Origin of the sequence: Dactylosporangium sp. NPDC050688 (genome assembly GCF_040654515.1) — a bacterium.
In the GTDB taxonomy this organism is placed as follows: Bacteria; Actinomycetota; Actinomycetes; order Mycobacteriales; family Micromonosporaceae; genus Dactylosporangium.
In genome coordinates this window covers 85,464-107,819 of the sequence record NZ_JBFAIC010000029.1, presented here as the reverse complement: position 1 = coordinate 107,819, position 22,356 = coordinate 85,464, and the positions used below count along the sequence as shown (strand labels likewise).

Below are 22,356 nucleotides of genomic sequence, written 5' to 3'. Positions count from 1 at the left end.
CAGGGCCGTAGCGCAGAGGTGGTCGCGTCCGTCTCATAACCGGAAGGACGCCGGTTCGAATCCGGCCGGCACTGCCCTCGACGCGAGGGGAGGGCCCGGTGCTGGCGCTGCATCCGTCCGCGGTGCCCGCATGGATGATCGAGCGGGCCACGGCGCGCCGGTTGGCGGGCGACTGGCGGGGCGCGTGCGCCGCCGCGGGCGTCGACGTCGACGTCGACCTGGCCGCCGTCCGGCGGGTCCACGGCGCCGAGGTCGCCGGGCAGGCCGAGGACGACCTGCGCCACCTGGTGCCCGACCTGCTGCGCTGGCACCTGCCCCGGCGCCCCGCGGACGGGCTGCTGCGCACCGGGCTGCGGCTGCCGCTGGCGCTGTTCCCCGACGTGCACGCCCTGGTCGCCCGGCCACCGGAGCGGCTGGACCGGCCGCAGCGGATCAGCATCAGGTTCGAGCGGCTCGACAACGCCGCCGCCGGCCGGCGCGACGACGCCCTGCTGCACCTGCGGGACCGCTGGGACGCCCGGCGTACGGGTGAGCTACTGGCCCGCTGCGGCGGCGTGACCCGGCTGCCGCTGTTCACCGCGGCCGGCGAGCGGCTGGACGCGCCCGGCGAAGACCAGGAAGGTGCCGTGGCGCGGGCGGTCCTGCTCGACGAGGCCGGCCGGCACGCCGAGGCGTGGGCCGCGGCCGGGTTCACACTCGAGGTGCTGCTGTTCGACGACCGCTGGGGCCGGGAGCGCATCGACCCGGCCGCGTTCGCCGCGGGCCCGGGCCGCGACGAGGCCCGCCGGCGCGCGGTCGAGCAGTCGCTGAGCTGGCTGCGGCCGCTGCACGCGGCGCTGGCCGGCGTGGCCCGCCGGTTGGTCGCGCACGTGGCGGAGCTGCGCCGGGTCGCGCCGGTGGAGCGGGAGCCGGCGTACCACCACGGCTACACCGCGCCCGCTCAAGCGATCAACGTGCCGGTGCCGGACCCGCTGCCGCTCGGCGTGGACGAGCACGCCGGGCTGGTGCGCATCGATGTGCGGGGGCGCTGCATCGTGCTGGACCGGCTCGACACCGGCGCGCCGCGCGCCCGGCTGGTCGCGGGCGTGCCGTACGGGCGCGCCGACGACGCCCGGCGCCGCGCCGAGGTGGCCGAGTTCGGGCTGGAGCTGGCCCGCGTGCCGCGGCTGCCGCACGTGCTGGCCCGCCGGCCCGCCGAGCTGACCGCCCTGCTCTCGGGGTCGGTGCGGCCGGACCAGCTGCATCCGCTGGTGCACCGGGCGTTGTTCCCGGCCGCCGCGGTACCGCCACCGCCGCCACCACCGGGACTGCGTGACCGGGTGCGGGTGTACTGCAACCGCGCCCTGCACCAGGTGGAGCTGCGCGGCGGCACCGTACACCTGCCGCACCCGCCGGTCGAGATCCAGCGGGAGCACGCGATCAAGGCGCTCGGCGGCCAGGTGCAGGGCTGCGTCGCCGCGCGCGACGGCTGGCGCGACGCCACCGTGCGGATGCCGGCCCCGATGCGCGGGCTGCGCCGCGACCTGCTGACGCTGGTGTGGCACGGCGACGGCCCGGCCGTGGCCGCCGCCCTTGACGCCGGCGTCGACCCGCACGTGCGCGACGAGCGCGGCCGCACGCTGCTGCACCTGCTGCCCTGGTTGAGCGGGGTCGACCTGCTGCCGCGCCTGCTCGCCGCGGGCCTCGACGTGCACGCCCGCGACCTGCACGGCGAGACCCCGCTGCACCCGGCCGTCGACTACGGCACGCCGGAGCTGGTGCGCGGGCTGCTCGACGCGGGCGCCGACCCGCACGCGAGGTCGCAGCGGCCGTACGCCCGGGCCCCGATCTGGACGGGCCGCCAGGACCTGCAGTTCCTGCGGAACTTGATCCGCTGAAGGCACGGCCGGCTCAGTCGCGCTCCACCACGTACTCGAACTCGCGCCCCGCCGCCGCGTCCACGGTGACCCCGGAGCGGCGGAACCCGGCCTTCGCGTACATCGCCTGGGCACGGGCGTTGTCCTCGTGCACGTACAGCCGCACCCGGTCGATCTTCGGCTCGCTCAGCCCCCACGACCACGCCAGCGCCGCGTCGAACAGCGCCGGCGCGAGCCCGGTGCCGCGCGCCTCCGGCCGGACGAACACGCCGACGATGTGCGTCTGCGCGGCCTCCAGCAGGTGGCCGAAGTAGTCCTCCGCGCCGGCCTGCTCGACCAGGACGGTCAGGCTGCCGAGCCAGCGCCCGGCGCCGTCCTCGCCGATGAACTGCCGCACCGTCCTGCCCTCGGCGGCGTCGGCGGTGCGGCCCTGCCAGAAGCTGTCGGGCTGCACGGAAGCCTTCTCGTACGTCTCGAGGAACGCGATCGGCGCCACCGGATCCTGCAGGGCGGCCAGCCGGAGCTCCTTCACCAGCGGCCATTCCTCGGCGCGGACCGCTCTGATCGTGAACTGCATCGCGCCATCCTGGCACCCACCCCCGCCGCACCGTCACGCATTTTCACCCTCCGCGCCCCGTCAGCCATCGACGTATCCGACGTGCGGCGACCCGGCGGCCAGCCGGGCCGGGTAACCCCACCGGCGCAACGCCCGCAGCATCGTGGCGCCGCCGGCCGGGTTGGCGGAGTGGACGAGGATGACGCCGACGTCGAAGGGGCGCTCCTCGAATGCGGCCAGCTCGAGCAGTTCCACCACCGGCCAGATGGTGTCGTCGCCGCCCAGGTCGTGGTCCAGCCACAGCTCATCGATCCGGGCCGCCCGGTGCCGGCGCAGGAGCTCGACCCCTTCGGCGCTGGAGCGGGCGACCTCAGCCGGCCGCCCGTCGACGAAGGACCGCAGGTCGTCGATCAGGATCACCGTGCCCATGCGCCACCGTAGCCTCCCCGCCACACCGCTCGTGCGCCAATTGTCTGTGCGCCGTGCGACGGGTGCTGACGGACCGGGAACGCGTGGGGCGCTCCCGGTCCATCCTCAAGGGTCGGCCGGTCAGTTGCCGGAGGCGGACAGCTGGTGGATCTCCGCCGGGGTGAGGGCACGGTCGTACAGGTGGACCTGGTCGACGGTGCCGTCGAGGAAGTCGACGGGGTTCCCGCCGAACTTGCCCCGCCCGATGACGGTGTTGCCGGTCGGGGCGGTCTGCGGCATGCAGGCGCTCGCGGTGCCGGCCAGCTCGCCGTCGACGTAGAGGCGCAGCTCGCCCTTGACGGTGTCGCGGACGCCGACGAGGTGGTACCACTGGCCCGGGTTGGGCTTGGTGGGCGACAGGGCCCGCACGCCGACGAAGCTCATCGCGAAGCGCTGGTCGGCGCCGGAGTACTGCAGGAAGAAGTCGCTGTTGGTCGGGCCGTCCTGGCTGACGACGGTCTGGAACGCGCCGTCGGCCCGGTCCAGCCTGACCCACGCGGCGGCGGTGTAGTCCGACGCCGTGTTGACCAGCGGCGCGCCGGTGTCGAGGTAGCCGCCGTCGAGCTGGACGCCGTTGCCGGTGTGCCCGGGCACGAAGGCCGCGCCGCCGACGACCGTCGCGTCGTGCGAGCCCGCCTCGTCCGAACCGGAGTCCTCCAGGGGGTAGAAGGCGATCCCGGTCAGGCCCGGGGTGCCCGGCGCCGGCTGCGGCACGTTGCCGGCGGAGCCGTCGGCGGCCGCGATGATCTGCTGGTTGATCTTCTTCACCTGGCGCAGGTCCATCTTCGCGACCTGCCGGTCGTAGGTCCAGAAGCCGTTGAGCTCTCCTTCGACGTCGGTGATCTGGGTGTACACCGAAGCGCTGATCCCGCAGGACTTCGCCGACGTGATGACCGCCTTCTGGTTCTCCACGTACTTGGCGGTCAGCGTCGCCTTGTCCGGGGTCATCTCGTACGCGCCGCCGTCGCCGAACCACATGTGGTTGGCCGTCTTCAGGCCGTACCCGCCGTGCTCGCCGTCGATCGAGACGCGGTCGCCGCTCGGGGCGGGTGAGGCCGGGCCGAGGTACTGGTGGAAGTCGATCACGTCGCCGCGGCCGGAGTCGCCCTTGGAGTTGCAGCAGTTGACGCCGCTGTGCGCGTTGACCAGGCGGGTCGGGTCCTGGGCCTTGACCTCGTCGGCGATCCGGCCGGTCGCGAGCCGGTCCCACTCGCCCCAGCCCTCGTTGAACGGCACCCACGCCACGATCGACGTCCAGCTCTGGTGCTCGCGGACCATCTCGTGCAGCTCGGCCTCGAACTGGTCGCGCCACTCCACCGGGATCGGGCCGGTGTTGGCCGACGGCATGTCCTGCCACACCATCAGGCCCAGGCGGTCGGCCCAGTAGTACCAGCGATCCGGCTCGACCTTGATGTGCTTGCGCACCGCGTTGAAGCCCATCGCCTTGTCCTGCTGCAGGTCGAACTTCAGCGCGGCGTCGGTGGGCGCGGTGTTGAGCCCGTCGGGCCAGAAGCCCTGGTCGAGGTTGGCGAGGTTGAACAGGATCTTGCCGTTGAGGGCGATGCGCAGCTTGCCGTCGGCGCCGCGCGCCGTACCGATCTGGCGCATGCCGAAGTACGAGCCGACGGTGTCCCCGGACAGCAGCCGGACCTGCAGGTCGTACAGGAACGGGTTGTCCGGCGACCAGAGCTTCGGGTTGGGCACGGGTAGCGCCACGGCCGTGCCGACCGTGCCGGTGACCCGGCCGACGACCTTGTTGCCGTTGCGGGCGACCGCCTCGAACTGCTGGCCGGGCGTGCCGTTCACGGTCAGCCCCAGCGTCTGCGTCGCCAGCGAAGGGGTCAGCTTCAGATCGGTGATGTGCGCGGCCGGGACGGGCTCCATCCAGACCGTCCGCCAGATGCCGGAGCTGCCCTGGTAGAAGATGCCGCGGTCGCTGACCCGGCGCTGCTTGCCGATCGGCTGGCCGGTCGCGTCGGTGAGGTCCTCGGCCCAGACGATGAGCTCCTGCGGGCCGGTGCCGACCAGCGCGTCGGTCACGTCGAGGTCGAAGCCGTCGTACCCGCCGCGGTGCGTGCCGACCTGGGTGCCGTTGACGAACACCTTGGCGTCGTAGTCGACCGCGCCGAAGTGCAGCAGCAGCCGCTGGCCTGCGCCGCCGACGCCCCAGCCGGCCGGGACGGTGAAGGTCCGCCGGTACCACATGCGGTCCTCGTGGCGCTGGATGCCGGACAGCGCCGACTCGATCGGGTACGGCACCAGCACCCGCTCGCCGAGGCTCCGCCCGGCGGGCACGGCCTGGCCGACCTCGGCGCGGGCGAACTCCCACACGCCGTTGAGGTTCTCCCAGCGGTTGCGGGTGAGCTGCGGTCGTGGGTACTCGGGCAGGGCGTTGCCGGGGCCGACCTGCGCGGTCCACGGGGTGGCGATGGGCGGGATGCCGGGGTGCCAGGACGGGCCCTCGGGGGGTGGTGGGGCGGCGGCTGCGGGCGTGGCGACGGCGACCGTGATCGCGGTGACGGCCGCGATCAGGGCAAGGCCTCTTCGTCTGGTCACGGGACTCCTTCGGGAGCGCATCGAAGGAACCCATATCAACAAAACTCATCAGGTTACGTCAAGCATTGACATGTTCGAACACTTCATGTCAGGCTCGGCGGATCACCGAAGCCGAGCCAGGTGATGCGGTGCCCGAGCCCGTCGTGCACCACCTGCAGGCGCAGCCGCGACACCCCGTAGACGGTGTCCCACAACGACATGACGCTCACCCTGCGAAAACCCTCGTCGGTGCTGATGAGGTCCGGCGGGATTCGCTGTGGCGGCAGCAGCAGCGGCACCGGATACCCATCGACGACTGCCCGTAGCCGGTCGCCCTGCCAGCCCTGACCGCCCGTGCGCGCGTCGATCGTCTGGTACCAACCTCGCACAAGATCCAACACGATCGCGGCCAGCTCGAAGCGGACCGACGGCGGCAGGTCCCGGGCCGTCGGCGGCCCCCATGCGACCGGCTCCAGGTAGCTCGGCGGCAGCGCCGCGTGCATCGCATCGCGGATCTCCGGGTTGCCGCCGAGCTCCCGCAGCGGTCCGTTGAGGTGCTGGTCGAGCGCGGCGAGCACCTGCATGGTGCCCAGCGCCATCGCCCGGTACGTCGGCGAACCCTGCCGGTTCCAGTCGTTGAGCAGGAACACGAAGAACTCGCGCAGCTTCAGCGGATCGAAGTGCAGCTCGTCGCTCTCGGGGCCGAGGATGCCGCTGGAGCGCTGGATGCGGTGCTCCATCACCCGCACCTGCGCCGCGAACAGCTGCCCGGTGCCGCTGCCCGGCTCCCAGAACGAGACCCCGTCGACGTACCCGTACATGCCCATCCGCAGACCTTGTCACGTCCCGCCTGTCACGTCCCGCCTGTCACGTCCCGCCTGTCACGTCCCGCCTGTCATGCCGCGCAAAAAACTTCGCGGCGAACCCTCATGGCCGCGGCCGGGGCACCGATGTCATCACCGTGCGGGGCCACGGACGGCCCCGGTGCACGACCCGTTCAAGGAGGAAACAGTCATGGGTCTTCGGATCAACAACAACATCGCCGCGCAGAACGCCTACCGGAACCTGTCGGTCACCGACAGTCAGATGAGCAAGTCGCTGGAGAGGCTCTCCTCGGGTTTCCGGATCAACCGGGCGGCGGACGACGCGGCCGGCCTGTCGATCAGTGAGGGCCTGCGCTCGCAGATCGGCGGTCTCAAGGTCGCGGTGCGCAACGCGCAGGACGGCATCTCGGTCGTGCAGACCGCTGAGGGCGCGCTCACCGAGACGCACTCCATCCTGCAGCGCATGCGTGACCTGTCCGTGCAGGCGTCGTCCACGGGTTCGCAGGACACCGATGCGCGCACCGCCGCGCAGACCGAGTTCACCCAGCTGAACGCGGAACTGGACCGCATCGCCACCACCACGGCGTTCGGCGGCCAGAAGCTGCTCGACTCGTCGTCGTCCTACGTCGGCACGTTCCAGGTCGGCGCCAACACCGCGACGGCCGATCAGATCGCGGTCAACCTCACCACCAATGCCTTCGGTGGCGTCACGGCCGTGACCGGCTTCGACGCGTCCGGTCTCGGCGTCGCCTCGCTGGACCTGGTGACCGGCGCCTCGGCGGCGATCACCGCGATCGACGAGGCGATCAAGGGCGTCTCGACCGCTCGGGCCACGCTCGGTGCGTACCAGAACCGCTTCGAGCACACCATCAACAACCTGAACACGGCGGTGGAGAACCTGTCCGCCTCGGAGTCGCGCATCCGGGACACGGACATGGCTCAGGAGATGGTGTCCTTCACCCGCTCGCAGATCCTGACCCAGGCCGGCACCAGCATGCTGGCCCAGGCCAACCAGGCACCACAGAACGTGCTGTCGCTGCTGCGCTAGGCATGACCCGGCAGGGCGGGGGCCGCGGTTTCGTGGTCCCCGCCCTTGGCGTGCCACCGGCCTTGCCGACGTTGGGTACCGCTCAACGAACTCTTAAGTTTGCATTCAGTACCGGTCGAACCGCTAGATCGCTATTGACAAGGTTTCCCGCCGGTAACAATGCTCCTGAGAGCGCTCTCACGAAGGAGTCTCTCGGTGCGTTTGAGGACAAAAGTGCTCGGTGCCCTTGCCGCGCTGGCCGTCGCGGTGCCGGTGGGCATCGCCGCCATGCCGACGGCGTCGGCGATCGGGCCCAACCTGCTGCCCTTCACCGTCAAGAACACGACGGGCCGCGCCGACGCGGTCTACCTCTACGTTCTCGGCGTCAACCTGACCACGGGCCGGCTCGGCTACGTCAACGCCGGCGGCACCTTCACCAACTGGGCCGCCGGGTCGAACCCGCCGTCGCCGGCGCCCGACGTCGCGATCGCCGGGCCCGCCAACGGCGCCAGCACCACCATCCAGCTGCCGAAGAACCTGTCCGGCCGGGTGTACATGTCGCTGGGGCAGAAGCTCAAGTTCTTCCTCACCCCCGACGGGCTCGTCCAGCCGGCGCCGTGGTCCGCCAGCGACCCCAACCACGACATCCTGTTCGACTGGAGCGAGTTCACGTACAACGACGCCGGGCTGTGGCTCAACAGCTCGCAGGTCGACATGTTCGCCGTCCCGCACGAGGTCAGCGTGACCGGCAGCAACGGCGTCACGACCCGGACCGGCGCGCCGGTGGCCAACGGCCGGCAGAACGTCATCAACCAGGTCAAGGCCCAGGCCGGCTGGGGCAACACCGTGGTCACCCGCGCCGACGGCACCGTGCTGCGGGTGCTCGCGCCTGGCAAGGCCGCCGAGGCCGGGCTGTTCAGCGCGACGTACCTCGACCCGTACATCACCAACGCCTGGAACGCGTACGCGTCCAAGACGCTGACCGTGGTCCCCTTCACCGACCAGCCGGGCATCAAGTACTTCGGCCGCACCAGCGGCTCCGTCATGACCTTCACCAACGGCTCCGGCCAGCAGGTCGCGTCGTTCAACAAGCCCTCCACCAGCAACGTGTGGGGCTGCGACGGCGCCCTCGGCGCCCCCAACGACCAGGTCGTCGGCCCGATCGCCCGCACCCTCTGCGCGGCGCTGCACCGCGGCACGCTCGGCACCATCGACACCCAGCCCGGCGGCGGGGCGGCGGACTTCTACAAGAGCTCGCTGACCAACCACTACTCGCGGATCATCCACGCGAACATGGCCGACGGGAAGGCGTACGGGTTCGCCTTCGACGACGTGCAGAACCAGGAGTCGCTGGTGCACTCCGGCGACCCGCGCTCGGCCGGCATCACGCTCAGCCCGTTCGTCGGCGGCACGACCCCGCCGACCACCACCCCGCCGACCACCGCGGCCCCGACGAGCCAGCCGCCGGCCGGCAACGTCAGCGCGATCGCCAGCAACTGGCACGGCAAGTGCATCGACGTGCCGAACTGGAACTTCAACGACGGCCAGCGCCTCATCGTGCGGAACTGCACCGGCGGCACCAACCAGCGCTGGACCTGGGTCAACGGCACCCTGCGCACCGAGAACAACAAGTGCATGGACGTGGCGTGGGGCTCCACCGCCAACGGCGCCGCGATCCAGATCGCCAACTGCAGCGGCAACGCCGCCCAGCAGTTCGTCCTGTCCGCCGCCGGCGACCTGGTCAACCCCCAGGCCAACAAGTGCGTGGACATCGCCGGCTGGAACCCGAACAACGACGCCGTCCTGCACCTGTGGGAGTGCACGGGCGGCGCCAACCAGAAGTGGCACCGCGTCTGACGCGCACCGCCACCGCGCAGGGCCGGACTCCCGCCAGGGTCCGGCCCTCCGTGTCAGCCGGTCAGGTCAAGGCGAGCCAGCTGGGTGCGGCTGGTGACGTTGAGCTTCGGGAACGCCCGGTACAGGTGGTAGCTCACCGTCTTCGGGCTGAGAAACAGCCGGGCGCCGATCTCGCGGTTGGTCAGGCCCGCCGCGACCAGCCGCACGATCTGCAGCTCCTGCGGTGACAGGGCCGGCACCGCGCTCGCCGACGCCTCGACGAACCCGCCGGCGGCGCGCAGCTCGGCGTGGGCCCGGTCGAGCCAGGGGCGGGCGCCGAGCCGGTCGAAGAGCTCCGCGGCGGCGCGCAGCTGGGTGCGGGCCTCGCCCTTGCGGCGTTCCCGGCGCAGCCGCTCGCCGAACGCCAGGTGGGTGCGGGCCGCCTCCCACGGGCTGCCGCCCGCGGCGTGCGCGGCGACCGCCGCCTCGAAGTGCCGCTGCGCGAGCGGCCAGGACGGCTCCAGCAGGGCGTGGCAGCGGTGCGCGACCGCGCCGGCCCAGTCGAGGCGGGCCGCGCCGGCCCAGGCGGCGAAGCGGGCACAGGCCGCCTCGGCCCGCTCGTAGGCGCCGATCCGGGTCGCCGCCTCCACCTGGTCGGGGGCGAAGTACACGGCCTGGATCTGGTGGCGGACCGGGCCGGCGAGCGCCGCGTCCAGCCGGTCCGATGCCTCCGCCGGCCGGCCCAGCCCCAGGTCGAGCAGGGCCAGCGCCCACTGTGACCAGGCCAGGCCGTTGGCGATGTGGTTGCGGGTGTACCGGTCGTGGCAGTGCCCGGCCAGCTGCGCGCACCCGGCGGCGTCGCCCCGCGCCGCGAGGATCCAGGCGAGGATGCCCTCCAGGTAGCCGGCCCGGTTCGGCTGGCCCGTGTCCGCGGCCAGCTGGAGCCCTTCGGTGGCGGTGGCCACCGCGTCGGCGAAGCGGCCCAGGTAGAGCTGTGACGCGGCCAGGGTCACGTGCGCCAGCGGCAGCCAGCCGATCGAGCCCTCCGCGCGCGCCTCGTCGGCGACGCCCTGCGCGATCGCCCGTCCGGCCTCGAAGTCCCCGACGAGCCCGGCCACGAACGCCGCGTTCAGCCGCAGGTTCGGCGGGCCGGTGCGGGTGCGGGTCAGCGCGCGCATTGCCGGTACACCTGCCTCCGGACCATCGACGAGCAGCCGGGCCGCCGCCGTGACCGCCGCCACGGCCGGGTCGAGCCCGTCGGACGGGGACAGCCCGAGCTCGCCCAGCCGCGCCGCCGCCTCCTGCACCCGCGGCGGGTCGCTGAGCTGCCACGCGTTGCGCGCGGCGTCGACCAGCAGCAGCCCGGCGGCCCTGCGGTCGACCGGCGCGAGCGCGAGCGCCCCGGCGACGAGCAGGTCGTGCGCGGCCGCCGCCGACCCCTCGTCGAACGCGAGCCGGGCGCGCAGCTCGCACACCCGGGCCGTCAGCACCGGGTCGCCGTCGATCGGGTCGCAGGCGGCCAGGAACTTCCGGGTCAGGTCCGGCTGGCCGGCGTCGTTCGCGGCGACCGCGGCCGCGACCAGCCGCCGGGTCCGCCGCACCGGGTCGGCGGTGAGCTGGGCGGAGCGCTGCAGCGCCGCGGCCGTGGCCGGGTAGCCCTTGCGGCCGCGGGCCCGCTCGGCGGCGTGCTCCAGGGCGAGCGCCGCCTCCTCGTCCGGACCGGTGGCCGCGGCGGCCAGGTGCCAGGCCCGGCGGTCATCGTCGGCGGGCAGCAGTCGCGCCAGGGTCCGGTGTACGGCCAGCCGCCGGTCGAACGTGGTCTGCTGGTACGCCGCCGACCGCAGCAGGGGATGGGTGAAGACGACCCGCCCCGCGGCGACCGTCACCAGGCCGGCCTCCTCGGCCGCACCGAGCCCGTCGGGGGCGACCCCGAGCAGCTCGGCGGCGCGCAGCACGAGGCCGAGGCCTTCCTCGGTAGGGGAAGGCGCGGCGGTGGACGACGCCGCGGCGGCGATCAGTAGCATCGCCCGCCCGTCCGGGGGCAGCCGGTCGATCCTCGCCGCGAACGCGTCCTGGATCCGGCGCGGCAGCGCGGCCGGCACGAACGGCGGCGCCCCGCGGGGCAGCTCGCGCAGCGCGAGCGGGTTGCCGGCGCTGTCGCGCACCAGCCGCACCCGGATCCGCTGCGGCAGGTCGGGTCGCACCTGCCGCAGCAGGGCGTCGGCGGTGTCCGGGTCCAGCCCCGTGAGCCGGTGCTCCGGCAGGCCCTCCGGGGCGAACTCGTCGCGCGCCCCGAACAGCATCGCGACCGGCTCCGCGTGCAGGCGGCGGGCGACGAACCGCAGCGCCTGCGCCGATGAACGGTCCAGCCAGTGCGCGTCGTCGACGACGCACAGCACCGGGCCGTCCTCGGCCAGCTCGGCCAGCAGCGTCAGCACCGCCACCCCGACGAGCAACTGGTCGCCGCCGGCGGCCGGGCCCAGCCCGAGCGCGCCACGCAGGGCCGCGGCCTGCACGTCCGGCAGTTGCGCGACCCGGGCCAGCGCCGGGGCCAGCAGCTGGTGCAGCGACGCGAACGGCACCTCGGCCTCGGTCTCCACCCCGGCGCAGCGCAGCACCGTCATACCGGTCGCGGCGGCGGCCACGTCGTCCAGCAGCGCGCTCTTGCCGATGCCCGGGTCGCCGCGCACGACCAGCGCGGCGCTGCGCCCGGCGCGGGCCCGTTCGAGGACCGCGGCCGCCGCGGCCCGATCGGTGTCCCGGCCCCACAGCATGATCATTCGAGGGTACTGGTCACCTGTCCGGTACCGCGCCCCCGGCCGCCGTCCATACCGTGCGGGGCATGGTTGAGCTCGATGCCGTCACCAGGCGGTTCCCGAACGGTGTCACCGCGCTGGACGCGGTCACGGTCGCGTTCCCGCCGGCCACGTTCACCGCCGTCATGGGCCCCTCCGGGTCTGGCAAGTCGACGCTGCTGCAGTGCGCCGCCGGGCTGGACCGGCCCACCGCCGGCCGGGTCACGCTCGCCGGGCAGGACCTCACCCGACTCAGCGAGCGCCGGCTCACCCTGCTGCGCCGCGACCGGATCGGCTTCGTGTTCCAGGCGTTCAACCTGCTGCCCGCCCTCACCGCCCGGCAGAACGTCGGCCTGCCGCTGCGCCTCGCCGGCCGCCGCCCGGGCCGCGGCACCGTCGAACGGGCCCTCGCCGCGGTCGGCCTCACCGACCGGGCCGGGCACCGGCCGCACGAGCTGTCCGGCGGGCAGCAGCAGCGGGTCGCGATCGCCCGCGCCCTGGTGACCGGCCCGGCGGTGCTCTTCGCCGACGAGCCGACCGGCGCCCTGGACAGCGCCACCGGCCGCGACGTGCTGCGGCTGCTGCGCACCCTCGTCGAAACGCACCGCCAGACGATCGTCATGGTCACCCACGACCCGGTCGCCGCCGCGGCCGCGGACCGGGTGCTGTTCCTGACCGACGGCCGGATCACCGGCAGCCTCGACACCCCCACCGCCGGTGCCGTGGCCAGGTGCATGACCGACCTCGGGAGGGCGGCATGATCGGGATCGCGGTGGCGACGCTGCGGCTGCGGTGGCTGTCGTTCGCCGGCACGTTCGTCGCGCTCGCCCTGGGCAGCGCGCTCATCGCGGCGATGGGCCAGGTCCTCGCCACCACCGCGACCGCGCCGGACCGGGCCCCGCAGCGGTACGCGGCCCACCCGGTCGTGGTCGCGCCGCACGACACGCTGACCGTGCCGACCCGCCACGGCGGGGACAGCGCGCCGCTGGCGGTGTCGCCCGGCCTGCCCGCGGACGTGGTGGCGGCCCTGCCCGGGGGCAAGGTCGACCGGATCATCCCGGCGTACCTGGCCGACGGCGGGCGCGGTGACGGGGTCGGCAGGCCGTGGGCGGTCGCGCCGGCGCTGCTGGCCGGCAGGGCTCCCGCGGCCGACGACGAGCTCGCCGCCGCCGGGCACCCGCTCGGCGCGCGGGTGCGGGTGGTGACCGGAGACGGGGTGCGCACGTACACCGTGACCGGCGTCGTGCCGGACGGGCTCTTCTTCGCCGACGCCACCGCGGCGAAGCTCCGGCCGCAGGTCGACGCGCTGCTGCCGGCCGGCGGCGCCGGCGAGGTCCGCGCGGTGGTCGGCGACCGGGCCAGGGTCCTGACCGGCGCCGACCGGGCCCGCCTCGACCCGGGCCGGACCGCCGACGGCAGGGCCCGCAACAACGCCAACACGATCGTCGGCATCGCCCTCGGCTTCGCCGCGTTCGTCGCGATCTTCGTCGTCGCCTCGACGTTCGCGTTCGCCGTCGGGCAGCGGCGGCAGGAGTTCGCGCTGCTGCGGGCCGCCGGGGCGCTGCCCGGCCAGATCCGGCGGCTGGTGTACTGCGAGGCCCTGCTCGTCTCGCTCGTCGCCGCCACGGTGGGGGCGTTGACCGGCCCGTCGCTGGCGCCGGCGGTGCTGGACCTGCTGCGCGGGCGCGGCATGGCGCCGGACTGGGTCCACGCGGTCAGCGCGGCGCAGTGGCCGGCCTGGACCGCATTCGGCACGGGCGTCGCCGTGGCGCTGCTCGGCGCGGTCACCGCCGCGTGGCGGGCCGGCCGGGTCCGCCCCGGCGAGGCGCTGCGGGAGAGCGCCGTCGAGTCGCGGACCATGCCGCCCGCCCGGTGGGCCGCCGGCGGGCTCACGCTCGCGACGGCCCTGGTCACGATGGCCGTCACCGCGATCGGCGACCCCGGCTCGGCAACCAACCGCAAGAGCTACATGCCGGTCGTCATGCTCCTGGTCGCCGCGGCCGGCCTGCTCGCACCCGCCCTCGTCGGGCTGGTCGCCCGGCGTGCCGGCGGCGCCGCACCGCCCGGCACCGGGCTGCTGCTCGCCCTGCGCAACGTGACCGCCTCCGCGCGGCGTACCGCGGCGGTGGCCGCGCCGGTGCTGGTCACCGTCGGGCTGGCGGCGTCGCTGCTGATCGCGTCGGACCTGACCGACGCAGCGAAGCACGTCCTGCGGGCCAGGCCGGTGCACGCCGACTTCCTGGTCCTGCCGGACGGCACCGCCGGCCTGGACCGCCAGCTCGTCGCCGGGCTGCGCGGCGTGCCCGGCGCCGAGGTCGTCGTCAGCACCGCGACCAGCGTCTACACCCTGGAAGGCGACACCGCGCTGATCCAGCGTCCGGCCGAGGCGGTGGACGGGATGCCCGAGGACGGGATCAAGGTCGCCGCCGACTGGGGCCTGCGGGTCGGCGACACGGCCCGGGTGTGGCTCGCCGACGGCAGCCGGGCGCAGCTGCGGGTGATCGAGGTGCTGCCGGTCGGCGACCCGGCGGACGCGTACGTGGCGGCGTCCAAGGCGTTCGGCGAGCTGCCGCAGGTCGCCTACGTGCGGCTGCGTCCCGGCGCCGACCGGGCGGCGGTCGCCGCGGCGCTGCACGGGGCCGTCGAGGGGCACCGGGCCCGGGCGGTCCCCCGCGGTGCGTGGCTGGCGGCACAGGACCCCGGTGCGGCGCCGGCGACGCAGGGCAGTGGTGCTTCGCCGGCGACGCAGGGCAGTGGTGCCTCGCCGGCGGCGCAGGGCGCCGGGCAGGGCTCGGCGAGCCGCCTCGGCCTGCTGGTGGTGCTCGGCATCGTGCTGGCCTACACCACGCTGGCGCTGGTCAACACGCTGCTGATGGCGGCGCCGGACCGGGCCGGGGAGCGCCGCAGCCTCGGCCTGCTCGGCGCGAGCCGGGGCCAGATCCTCGCCTGGACGGCGGTGGAGGTGCTGGTCACCGTGGCGCTGGGGGTGGTGCTCGCGGCGGCCGTCACCGTGGTGGCGGTCGGCGGGCTGTGGGCGACGCTGCTCAGGATCGCCGGGCCGGTGACGGTGAGCGTGCCGTGGGGCACGCTCGGTGCCCTGGTCGGCGGCACGGCGCTGGTGGCGGTCGCCACGGCCCTGGTCGGCGCCCGGCGCTGAGCGCGGTGCTCGGCGGCCGGCGGCGAGCACCGGGTCCGGAAAATAGTGAGACCGGCACCCACGGGGGAAGGCGCCGGTCTACTGCATCCCAGAATAGGCCGCCCTCCGCGCTTCCGCCAGTGCCAACTGGCTGACGTCCAACGTGGACGATCGGCGCCGCCAGGACGCGATGTTGCTTCACGTTCATCGAGCGTTCAGCTGAGGACATCACCGGCACACCGTCGTACACATGTGCTATCCACAGGCTGTGGATAGCACATGTGTACGACGAGGCGCCTGTGGATAACCGAAGCCCCCGGCCGGATGGCCGGGGGCTTCGAGGAGCTTCGGGTGCGGGTCAGAGGGCCCGGCGGCCACGGCCGGCGAAGCCGGCGACCAGCGCCACGCCGATGGCGGCCACGATGACCTGGACGACCAGCTCGCCCCAGTCCACGCCGGGGGTGTTGGTCGCGATGCCCACGGCGTTGGCGATGAACGTGCCGATCAGGGCGGCAACCACGCCGATGACCATCGTGAGCCAGACGGGGATGTTCTGGCGGCCGGGGACCACCAGCCTGCCGAGCGCGCCCACGATCAGACCGACGATCAGCGCGGTGATGATTCCGGTGACGGTCACTGCTTCCTCCTCGGTGTTTCAGGTAACGGCGTCGATGTGCCGCTGCTTCAAGGAGTGCCCGATCGGATCCGCCGCCAAACACGCCCCCGGCCGTCAGTCCTTCGCGGACTCCGGCGCGGTGAGCGGCCGGATCGCGCCGGCCAGCAGGAACGCGACTGTCAGCAGGACCGCGATGGCGATGAGTGCCTTCAGCACCGACACGTGGTCGCCGAGGAGGCCGACCAGCGGCGGCCCGCCCAGGAAAGCGCAGTAGCCGATCGAGGCGACCACGCTGACCCGGCCCGCCGCCTTGGCCGGGTCGTCGGAGGCGGCGCTCATGCCGACCGGGAAGCCCAGCGAGGCGCCGGTGCCCCACAGCAGGGCGCCGGCGAAGGCCGTCGGGGTGTTCGGGCCGAAGATGAACAGCAGCAGGCCGGCGAGCGCGATCACGGCGAGGCCGCGCACCACCGGGACGCGGCCGAACCGGTCGAGCAGCCCCGGGCCGAACCAGCGCCCGACGGTCATCGCGGTCAGGAACACCGTGAAGGCGAGCGTGCCGACGGCGGCGGAGGTGTGGTACCCGTCGATCACCGCCACGGCGATCCAGTCGATGCCGGCGCCCTCGGTGAACGCGAACGCCAGCACGAACACGCCGATCAGCAGCGTGCGGGGCTCGGTCCAGAACTCCAGGAACCTCCGCGCACCGCCGGTCGACGGATCCTCGGCGGAGGCGTCGGAGGCGTCGGAGGCGTCGGAGGCGTCGGAGGCGTCGGCCGTGTCGGGCAGGAAGGCGCGCACCATGACGAACGTGCTGGCGCCGACCACCACCGCGACCACGCTCAGGTGGACGGTCACGGGCACCTTCAGGGCGACCATCGCCGTGCCGAGCAGCGCCCCGGCCACGGTGCCGACGCTGTACCCGGCATGGAAGCGGGGCATGATCGCCCGGCCGAGGCGGCGCTCGACCAGGGCGCCCTGGACGTTCATCGCGACGTCCCACGCACCGTTGGCGAAGCCGAACCCGAACAGGCCGAGCACCACCAGCGGCACGCCGAGGTGGTAGCCGCCGGCGACCACGATCAGGCTGACGGTGAGCAGGACCGCCATCGCGGCGACCGTGGCGCGGGAGCCGAACCGGGCGACGATCTGGCCGGAGAGCACCAGCGAGATGATCGAGCCGGCGGCGATCGCGACGAGGACCAGGCCGAGCTGGGAAGGGTCGAGGCGCAGCTCGTCGCGGATCTGCGGGATGCGGGTGGCCCAGCTGGCCATCGCGACGCCGCACCAGATGAAGGCGGCGTAGACGGCGCGGGTGGCGGCCCGCAGCGGCCGGTCGGTGGCGGATGCCGTCCCGGTGGTCAGGGTCATGGTGCTTCTCCGGAGGGCTGTGCGGGGAGGTCCGGGTGGGTCGCGCCGGCGAGGCACCGGGCGACGATCACCCGGATCTGCTCGCGGGGCACCGGGGCGGTCGACAGGGTCTTGTGCATGACCAGGCCCTCGATCAGGGCGTCGACGCCCCGCGCGGTGACCGGGTCGACGAAGCGCTCGAGCACGGCGCGGCTGGCGCGCATCCAGGTCTCGGTGACCGTGCGCAGCGCCGGGTCGCGCAGGGCGGCCAGGTACAGCTCGTAGGCGATGGCCCAGTCGGCGGTGTCCGCGCCGGCGTCGCCGTGGATGAGGTCGGTGACCGCCTCCACCAGGGCCGCAGCGGAGTCGACGCGCAGGAAGTGCGACTCGTAGACGGCCGACATCCGCTCGGCGTGCCGCTGGAAGGCCTGGGCGCGCAGGTCGTCGAGGCTGCTGAAGTGGTACGTCAGCGACCCCAGCGGCACGTCCGCCGCTGCCGCGATGAGCCGGTGGGTCGTGCCGGCGACGCCGTGCTCGGCGATGACCCCGATCGCGGCGTCGATGATGCGGTCCTTGCGGTTCGGGTCGTGCCGGCGGGTGCCCACCCGGCTCACGTCGTCCCTCCGCCGCCCTGCGGACCGCCGTCACCTTTGCCGTGCTGCGGACCGCCGTCGCCTCCGCCGTGCTGCGGAGCGTTCATGCCTGCTCGTCGAGCCGCCGGACGACCCGGGCCGGCGAGCCGACCGCGAGCACGCCCGCGGGCAGGTCACGGACCACGACCGAGCCCGCCCCGACGACCGTGTCGGCGCCGATCGTGACCCCGGGGCAGACGATGACCCCGCCGCCGAGCCAGACGTTGTCGCCGACGACGATCGGCTTCGCCGCCTCCCACTTGTCCCGGCGCGGGCCCGGCTCCAGCGGGTGGGTCGAGGTCAGCAGGTGCACGCCCGGCCCGATCTGCACGTCCTCGCCGATGCTGATCGTCGCCACGTCGTTGCAGACCAGCCCCCAGTTGGCGAAGGAGCGGGCGCCGAACGTGGTCTGGTAGCCGTAGTCGCACCGCAGCGGGGGACGGATGTAGGCGCCCTCGCCGAAGCCGCCGAGCAGCTCGGTCAGCAGGGCCCGCAGCGTCTCGTGATCGGTCGGGTCGGTCGTGTTGATCCGGTGGGTGAGCCCCTGCGCCCGGGCGTCGTCCGCGGCCAGCTGCGGGTCGTCGGCGAGGTACAGCTCTCCCGCGAGCATGCGCTCACGCATGGTCTTCCCCGTCATGTGTACAACCGTACACTGCATGTGTACATCTGTACGCTAGCGCCTGCGGTGGTGCTGGTTGGTCAGGAGCGCGCCGGTTTGGCGGGGCGGGTATGGCTCGGGCCGGCGCCCTGCTGGCCGTTGCCGGGCTTCGCGGTGTCCTGCTTGCTGGGGGCCTTCGTCGGGGCCTTCGTCGGGGCCTTGGACCCGTGGGTCGCCGTCGGCGGCGCGGATCCGGCCGGTGACGGGGTGGCATCGGCCAGCACGGCGTGGCAGTAGTCGTCGATGCCGGCCGGGTTCTTCGCGGCCCGGGCCAGCTCCGCGCGCTCCTCGCCGGTGACCCGCGGGGCGTGCGGATCGGTGCGGGCGGCCTCCCAGGTGCGGCACAGGTGCTCGATATTGCCGGCCGGGGCCGCGGCGGGGGACGGGGGCGCGGGTGTCACGGTCGGCGCGCCGGTCGGCCCGGGCGCTGCGGACGGCGGCGTGTTCCTGGTGCCGAACAGTGCCTCCACGGTGCGCTGCACGGGGTCCGGCAGGTGGTCGCCGCCGGCCGCGTACGCCGTGCCGCCCACCGACACGACGACCAGGGCCGCCCCGGCGATCAGGCCAGAGCGTCGCTTGCGGCGGGCGCGGTAGGCCAGCCGGAACGCCCGGAGCGCGGAGTCCTCGCCGGTCAGTTCGGCGGGCCGGGCCGGGCCGGCGGCGGCGACCAGGAGCGCGGTGACGGCGGCGTACTGCTCGCCGCCGGGCTCGCGCAGGTCGAGCAATTGCTCAGTGACGTCAGGAGCGAGGGAGTCGTGCATGATCAACTGCCTTCCCGCGGGTCAGTGCCGCGGTGTGCCTGGACTTCGGGGTGTTCGGCCAGCCGGCGCAGTCCGCGCATCGTTGCGATACGGACCGCGCCAGGGCGTTTGCGCAGGACCCGGGCGGTGCCGGCGACGTCGAGACCGGCCACGACGCGCAGCATGACCGCCTCGGCCTGCTCGGTCGGCAGGGTGCCGATCATCCGCAGTGCCCACTCGGTGCCGGCCCGGTCGCCGGCGTCGAGGGCCGCGTCCGGGACGGTCTCGCCGGCGGCCTCGCCGAGCTCGTGCACCGTCTCGTGGGGCTTCTCGCGGCGGCGCCACGCCCGCCGGTTCTCGTCGATACCGCGGTTGCGGGCGATCCGGAAGAGCCATACCCGGAACGCGGTCGTGCCGCCGCTGAACCGGGCCAGGTCCCGCGACACCTGCAACCACGTCTCCGACGCCACGTCCTCGGCCGCGTCGCCGCAGACGACCCGCAGGTAGCGCAGCACCAGCGGGTGCAGTGCCCGCCACAGCTCGGCGAAGGCCGCGGGGTCGCCGGTGGTCGCGCCGGCCAGCGCCGCGTCGAGCCGGCCGTCGAGCCCGTGGGCGTCGTGCGCGGCGCCGGTGGCGGTCTCATCGGGCACCCCGGCATCGAACTCGCCGGAGACGTCGCCGGAGGAGGAGGAGTCCCTCGGTGCGCTGGAGGAGGAGTCCCTCGATGCGCCGGAGGAAGGGTCGCCGCGGGAGAACGGCGCCGGATGCGTGTCGGCCAAGGTCGTCACGGCCGACCCGGCCGGTTGTGCACCGATGCCCGGTCCGCGCTCCCGCCCGGAGCGACGGCCGTGGCGGCCAGGCCGGTGCGGGCCATGACCTGCCAGCGTTGCCGGCTGCCGAGCAGCGCGGCGACCGTGGACTGCACCACGACCAGGTACAGCAGCTGCCGGTACACCACCTGCTGCAGCGGCACGGTCCACAGCGGACCGAACCGTTCCCGGTCGAGGCGCAGCGCGTAGGCGGCCACCAGCACCTGCAGGAGGGTGAAGCCGCACCAGACCGCCGCCACCTGCCCCACCGGCAGGAAGAACAACGAATAGACGGCGTAGACGTCGACCAGCGGCGCGGTCAGCGGCAGCAGCATCTGGAAGACCGCCAGGTAGACCAGCCCGCGCCGGCCGAGGTGCCCCCGCTCGCGCAGCGCCCGGCGGTGCTTCCAGGCAGCCTGCATGGTGCCGTAGCACCACCGGTACCGCTGCCGCCACAGCTGCCGCAGCGACGCCGGGGCCTCCGTCCAGGCGACCGCGCGCTCGGCGTAGACGGCCCGCCATCCGGCGCGCAGCACCGCCATCGTGAGATCGGTGTCCTCGGCGAGGGTGTCGGACGGCACGCCGTCGACGTCCAGCAGCGCGGCCCGCCGGAAGGCGCCGATCGCGCCGGGGATGGTGGGCATGCACTCGCCGAGCTCGAACATGCGCCGGTCGAGGTTGAAGCCGACGACGTACTCCAGGTGCTGCCAGCGCCCGAGCAGCCCGCCGCGGTTGGCGACCTTGGTGTTGCCGCTGACCGCGCCGACGGACGGGTCGGCGAACGGCTGGACGAGCCGGCCGACGGCGTCGGGCTCGAACACGGTGTCGCCGTCGACCAGCACCAGCAGCTGGCCGCGGGCGGCGGCGATGCCGGTGTTCAGCGCGGCCGGTTTGCCCGCGTTGGCCTGGCGGATCAGGCGGACGCCGGGCAGGCCGAGGCGGCGCACCACCTCGGCGGTGCCGTCGGTGGAGCCGTCGTCGACGACGATGACCTCGATTTGGGGGTAGTCGTTGCCGATCAGCGAGCGGACCGTGGCGGCGATGTTCGCCGACTCGTTGTAGGCCGGGACGACGACCGACACCAGGCCGAAGGACCGCAGCGGCCGGCGGGCGGCCACCGCGGCCCGGCGCGCGTGCCGGCGCGCCGTGACCACCTGGACGACGAGCCTGAGCAGGGCCAGGACCGTGCCGGCGACGATCAGCCACCACATCGCCGCGCTGATCCAGTCGGCGGCCACCTGTGCCCACCGCAGGGCGTGGCCGCGCACGACGGTCCCGGTGCCGGCGGCCACCTCGGGCGGCAGGCCGATGCCCTCGGAGACGGTGACGAACCGGAGGCCGGCCCCCTGGGACACGATGCGCTCGACCGCCGCGACGGTCTGCGCGCGGTCGCCGCCGCCGTCGTGCAGCATCACCACCGCGCCGGGCCCGGCGGGTGCGGGCAGCGCCGCCGCGACGATCGCGTCCACGCCCGGCCGGCGCCAGTCCTCGGTGTCGCGGTCGGTCAGGACGGTCAGGTAGCCGGTCGCGGCGCGCAGCACGGCCGGGCCGGGCGGCGCCGACGGCGTCGAGGAGTACGGCGGCCGTAGCAGCCGCACCGTGCGCCCGGTCGCCGCGGCGATCGCGTTGCGGGTCAGGTCGAGCTCGAGCCGCTGCCGCCACGCCGGGACGGCCGCCAGGTCGGCGTGGGTGAAGGTGTGTACGCCCAGCTCGTGGCCCTCGGCGACGATGCGGCGCACCAGGTCCGGGTGCTGGTTGACCCGCGCGCCCACGACGAAGAACGTCGCGCGGGCGTGGTGGCGGCGCAGCGCGTCGAGGATCAGCGGCGTCCACTTCGGGTCGGGGCCGTCGTCGAAGGTGAGCGCGACCGCCCCGGCCGGCATCGCGGCCGAGCGCACCGAGCCGTCGGCGGCGACCTGCAACACCGGTCCGGTGCCGTCAGGAAGGGCCGGCGCGGCGGCCTGCGGGGCGGCGGCCGCGGGCGCCGGGCCCTGCTCGCCGGAGACCCCGTCCACCCAGCCGTCCAGGCACAGCTCGGCGAGCAGCACCCCCATGGCGAGCAGCAGCAGGAGCCAGTGCGCGCGGGGTGCCCGGCGGGAGGCGTGCCGGGCCACTACTTCGTCCGGCTGGGCTTGGCGTTGCCCGGGTGCGACGTCCTGCGGTTGTCGTGCGGCGAGCTCGCCGCCGACGACCCGGCGGCCGGACCACCGGTCGTGGCGCCGGCCGGCACCGCCGGCGGAGCCCCGGTCGGCGACGGGCGGGGGTCGGCGCCGGTGCGGCTCGGGGCCGGGGCGATGCCGGACTCCGCGTCGTCGCGGTGCTGGGCGCCCTGGCCGCCCTGCGGCAGACCGGGCAGCGGCACCGGCGAGCTGCCGAGCAGCCCGGCGACCAGCAGAAGCAGACCCAGCACGAGCAATCCGCCCAGGCCGGCACCGAGGCCGGTGAACAGCCTCCGTCGCCGGCCGCTGCGGTCCACGAAGACCGGGTCGACCACGTTCACGGAGGAAGAAGCGGCACAGCC

Annotated in this window: 18 protein-coding genes; 5 read left to right on the top strand and 13 right to left on the bottom strand. The window is 74.2% G+C overall.

The window, feature by feature from the left end:
• Positions 1 to 98: 98 nt before the first annotated feature.
• A complete protein-coding gene (locus AB0H83_RS26195) occupies positions 99 to 1,877 on the top strand; it encodes an ankyrin repeat domain-containing protein (RefSeq protein WP_360098845.1) in 1,779 nt (592 codons plus the stop codon).
• A gap of 13 nt (positions 1,878 to 1,890) precedes the next feature.
• On the opposite strand, the gene AB0H83_RS26190 is transcribed toward AB0H83_RS26195, so the two are convergent.
• From AB0H83_RS26190 to AB0H83_RS26175, 4 genes are all read right to left on the bottom strand, one after another.
• Entirely contained in the window at positions 1,891 to 2,433 is a 543-nt protein-coding gene (locus AB0H83_RS26190) for a GNAT family N-acetyltransferase (protein ID WP_360098843.1), read from the bottom strand.
• A 60-nt stretch (positions 2,434 to 2,493) separates the two neighbouring features.
• A complete protein-coding gene (locus AB0H83_RS26185) occupies positions 2,494 to 2,841 on the bottom strand; it encodes a cyclic-phosphate processing receiver domain-containing protein (protein ID WP_360098841.1) in 348 nt (115 codons plus the stop codon).
• A 120-nt stretch (positions 2,842 to 2,961) separates the two neighbouring features.
• On the bottom strand, positions 2,962 to 5,436 hold the full coding sequence (locus AB0H83_RS26180) for a LamG-like jellyroll fold domain-containing protein (RefSeq protein WP_360098839.1): 2,475 nt from the start codon (positions 5,434 to 5,436) through the stop codon (positions 2,962 to 2,964).
• Positions 5,437 to 5,519: 83 nt separating this feature from the next.
• Positions 5,520 to 6,242, bottom strand: a complete 723-nt coding sequence (locus AB0H83_RS26175; protein ID WP_360098837.1) for a DUF6086 family protein — start codon at positions 6,240 to 6,242, stop codon at positions 5,520 to 5,522.
• A gap of 187 nt (positions 6,243 to 6,429) precedes the next feature.
• On the opposite strand from AB0H83_RS26175, the gene AB0H83_RS26170 reads away from it, so the two are divergent.
• Together AB0H83_RS26170 and AB0H83_RS26165 are read left to right on the top strand one after the other, a co-directional pair.
• A complete protein-coding gene (locus AB0H83_RS26170) occupies positions 6,430 to 7,287 on the top strand; it encodes a flagellin (RefSeq protein WP_360098835.1) in 858 nt (285 codons plus the stop codon).
• Positions 7,288 to 7,482: 195 nt separating this feature from the next.
• Positions 7,483 to 9,123, top strand: coding sequence for a beta-1,3-glucanase family protein (locus tag AB0H83_RS26165; RefSeq protein WP_360098833.1), 1,641 nt, complete (start codon positions 7,483 to 7,485; stop codon positions 9,121 to 9,123).
• Positions 9,124 to 9,176: 53 nt separating this feature from the next.
• Here the strand turns inward: AB0H83_RS26165 and AB0H83_RS26160 are convergent, their stop codons facing one another.
• The gene (locus tag AB0H83_RS26160; RefSeq protein ID WP_360098831.1) at positions 9,177 to 11,876 is read right to left on the bottom strand and encodes an AAA family ATPase; all 2,700 of its coding nucleotides are present in this window, start codon (positions 11,874 to 11,876) and stop codon (positions 9,177 to 9,179) included.
• Positions 11,877 to 11,944: 68 nt separating this feature from the next.
• Between AB0H83_RS26160 and AB0H83_RS26155 the strand changes: the two genes are divergently transcribed.
• Positions 11,945 to 12,658 (top strand): ABC transporter ATP-binding protein, encoded by a 714-nt coding sequence (locus AB0H83_RS26155; RefSeq protein WP_360098829.1) that lies wholly within the window; start codon positions 11,945 to 11,947, stop codon positions 12,656 to 12,658.
• Complete coding sequence (locus tag AB0H83_RS26150; protein WP_360098827.1) at positions 12,655 to 15,054, top strand: ABC transporter permease; 2,400 nt, start codon at positions 12,655 to 12,657, stop codon at positions 15,052 to 15,054. The genes AB0H83_RS26155 and AB0H83_RS26150 overlap by 4 nt, the downstream gene beginning before the upstream one ends.
• 337 nt (positions 15,055 to 15,391) lie before the next feature.
• On the opposite strand, the gene AB0H83_RS26145 is transcribed toward AB0H83_RS26150, so the two are convergent.
• The 8 genes from AB0H83_RS26145 to AB0H83_RS26110 form a co-directional block, all read right to left on the bottom strand.
• Positions 15,392 to 15,670, bottom strand: coding sequence for a GlsB/YeaQ/YmgE family stress response membrane protein (locus AB0H83_RS26145; protein ID WP_360098825.1), 279 nt, complete (start codon positions 15,668 to 15,670; stop codon positions 15,392 to 15,394).
• A gap of 93 nt (positions 15,671 to 15,763) precedes the next feature.
• Positions 15,764 to 17,017, bottom strand: a complete 1,254-nt coding sequence (locus AB0H83_RS26140) for an MFS transporter (protein WP_360098823.1) — start codon at positions 17,015 to 17,017, stop codon at positions 15,764 to 15,766.
• Positions 17,014 to 17,610 carry a TetR family transcriptional regulator gene (locus AB0H83_RS26135; RefSeq protein WP_360098821.1) on the bottom strand — a complete coding sequence of 199 codons (597 nt, stop codon included), beginning with the start codon at positions 17,608 to 17,610 and terminating at the stop codon, positions 17,014 to 17,016. The genes AB0H83_RS26140 and AB0H83_RS26135 overlap by 4 nt, the downstream gene beginning before the upstream one ends.
• An 82-nt stretch (positions 17,611 to 17,692) precedes the next feature.
• On the bottom strand, positions 17,693 to 18,265 hold the full coding sequence (locus tag AB0H83_RS26130; RefSeq protein WP_360098819.1) for a sugar O-acetyltransferase: 573 nt from the start codon (positions 18,263 to 18,265) through the stop codon (positions 17,693 to 17,695).
• 62 nt (positions 18,266 to 18,327) lie between these two features.
• Positions 18,328 to 19,047: a hypothetical protein gene (locus AB0H83_RS26125; protein WP_360098817.1), complete on the bottom strand. Its 720-nt coding sequence runs from the start codon at positions 19,045 to 19,047 to the stop codon at positions 18,328 to 18,330.
• A gap of 2 nt (positions 19,048 to 19,049) precedes the next feature.
• The gene (locus tag AB0H83_RS26120) at positions 19,050 to 19,814 is read right to left on the bottom strand and encodes an RNA polymerase sigma factor (protein ID WP_360098815.1); all 765 of its coding nucleotides are present in this window, start codon (positions 19,812 to 19,814) and stop codon (positions 19,050 to 19,052) included.
• Positions 19,811 to 21,949: a bifunctional polysaccharide deacetylase/glycosyltransferase family 2 protein gene (locus AB0H83_RS26115; protein ID WP_360098813.1), complete on the bottom strand. Its 2,139-nt coding sequence runs from the start codon at positions 21,947 to 21,949 to the stop codon at positions 19,811 to 19,813. The genes AB0H83_RS26120 and AB0H83_RS26115 overlap by 4 nt, the downstream gene beginning before the upstream one ends.
• Entirely contained in the window at positions 21,949 to 22,245 is a 297-nt protein-coding gene (locus AB0H83_RS26110; protein WP_360098811.1) for a hypothetical protein, read from the bottom strand. The genes AB0H83_RS26115 and AB0H83_RS26110 overlap by 1 nt, the downstream gene beginning before the upstream one ends.
• Between the last annotated feature and the right edge of the window lie 111 nt (positions 22,246 to 22,356).

Excerpts from the sequence above, each read along its gene's own strand:
- AB0H83_RS26175 (WP_360098837.1), bottom strand. The coding sequence starts at position 6,242 with ATGGGCATGTACGGGTACGTCGACGGGGTCTCGTTCTGGGAGCCGGGC.
- AB0H83_RS26190 (WP_360098843.1), bottom strand. The coding sequence starts at position 2,433 with ATGCAGTTCACGATCAGAGCGGTCCGCGCCGAGGAATGGCCGCTGGTG.
- AB0H83_RS26130 (WP_360098819.1), bottom strand. The coding sequence starts at position 18,265 with ATGACGGGGAAGACCATGCGTGAGCGCATGCTCGCGGGAGAGCTGTAC.
- AB0H83_RS26140 (WP_360098823.1), bottom strand. The coding sequence starts at position 17,017 with ATGACCCTGACCACCGGGACGGCATCCGCCACCGACCGGCCGCTGCGG.
- AB0H83_RS26160 (WP_360098831.1), bottom strand. The coding sequence starts at position 11,876 with ATGCTGTGGGGCCGGGACACCGATCGGGCCGCGGCGGCCGCGGTCCTC.
- AB0H83_RS26170 (WP_360098835.1), top strand. The coding sequence starts at position 6,430 with ATGGGTCTTCGGATCAACAACAACATCGCCGCGCAGAACGCCTACCGG.
- AB0H83_RS26185 (WP_360098841.1), bottom strand. The coding sequence starts at position 2,841 with ATGGGCACGGTGATCCTGATCGACGACCTGCGGTCCTTCGTCGACGGG.
- AB0H83_RS26155 (WP_360098829.1), top strand. The coding sequence starts at position 11,945 with ATGGTTGAGCTCGATGCCGTCACCAGGCGGTTCCCGAACGGTGTCACC.
- AB0H83_RS26150 (WP_360098827.1), top strand. The coding sequence starts at position 12,655 with ATGATCGGGATCGCGGTGGCGACGCTGCGGCTGCGGTGGCTGTCGTTC.
- AB0H83_RS26125 (WP_360098817.1), bottom strand. The coding sequence starts at position 19,047 with ATGCACGACTCCCTCGCTCCTGACGTCACTGAGCAATTGCTCGACCTG.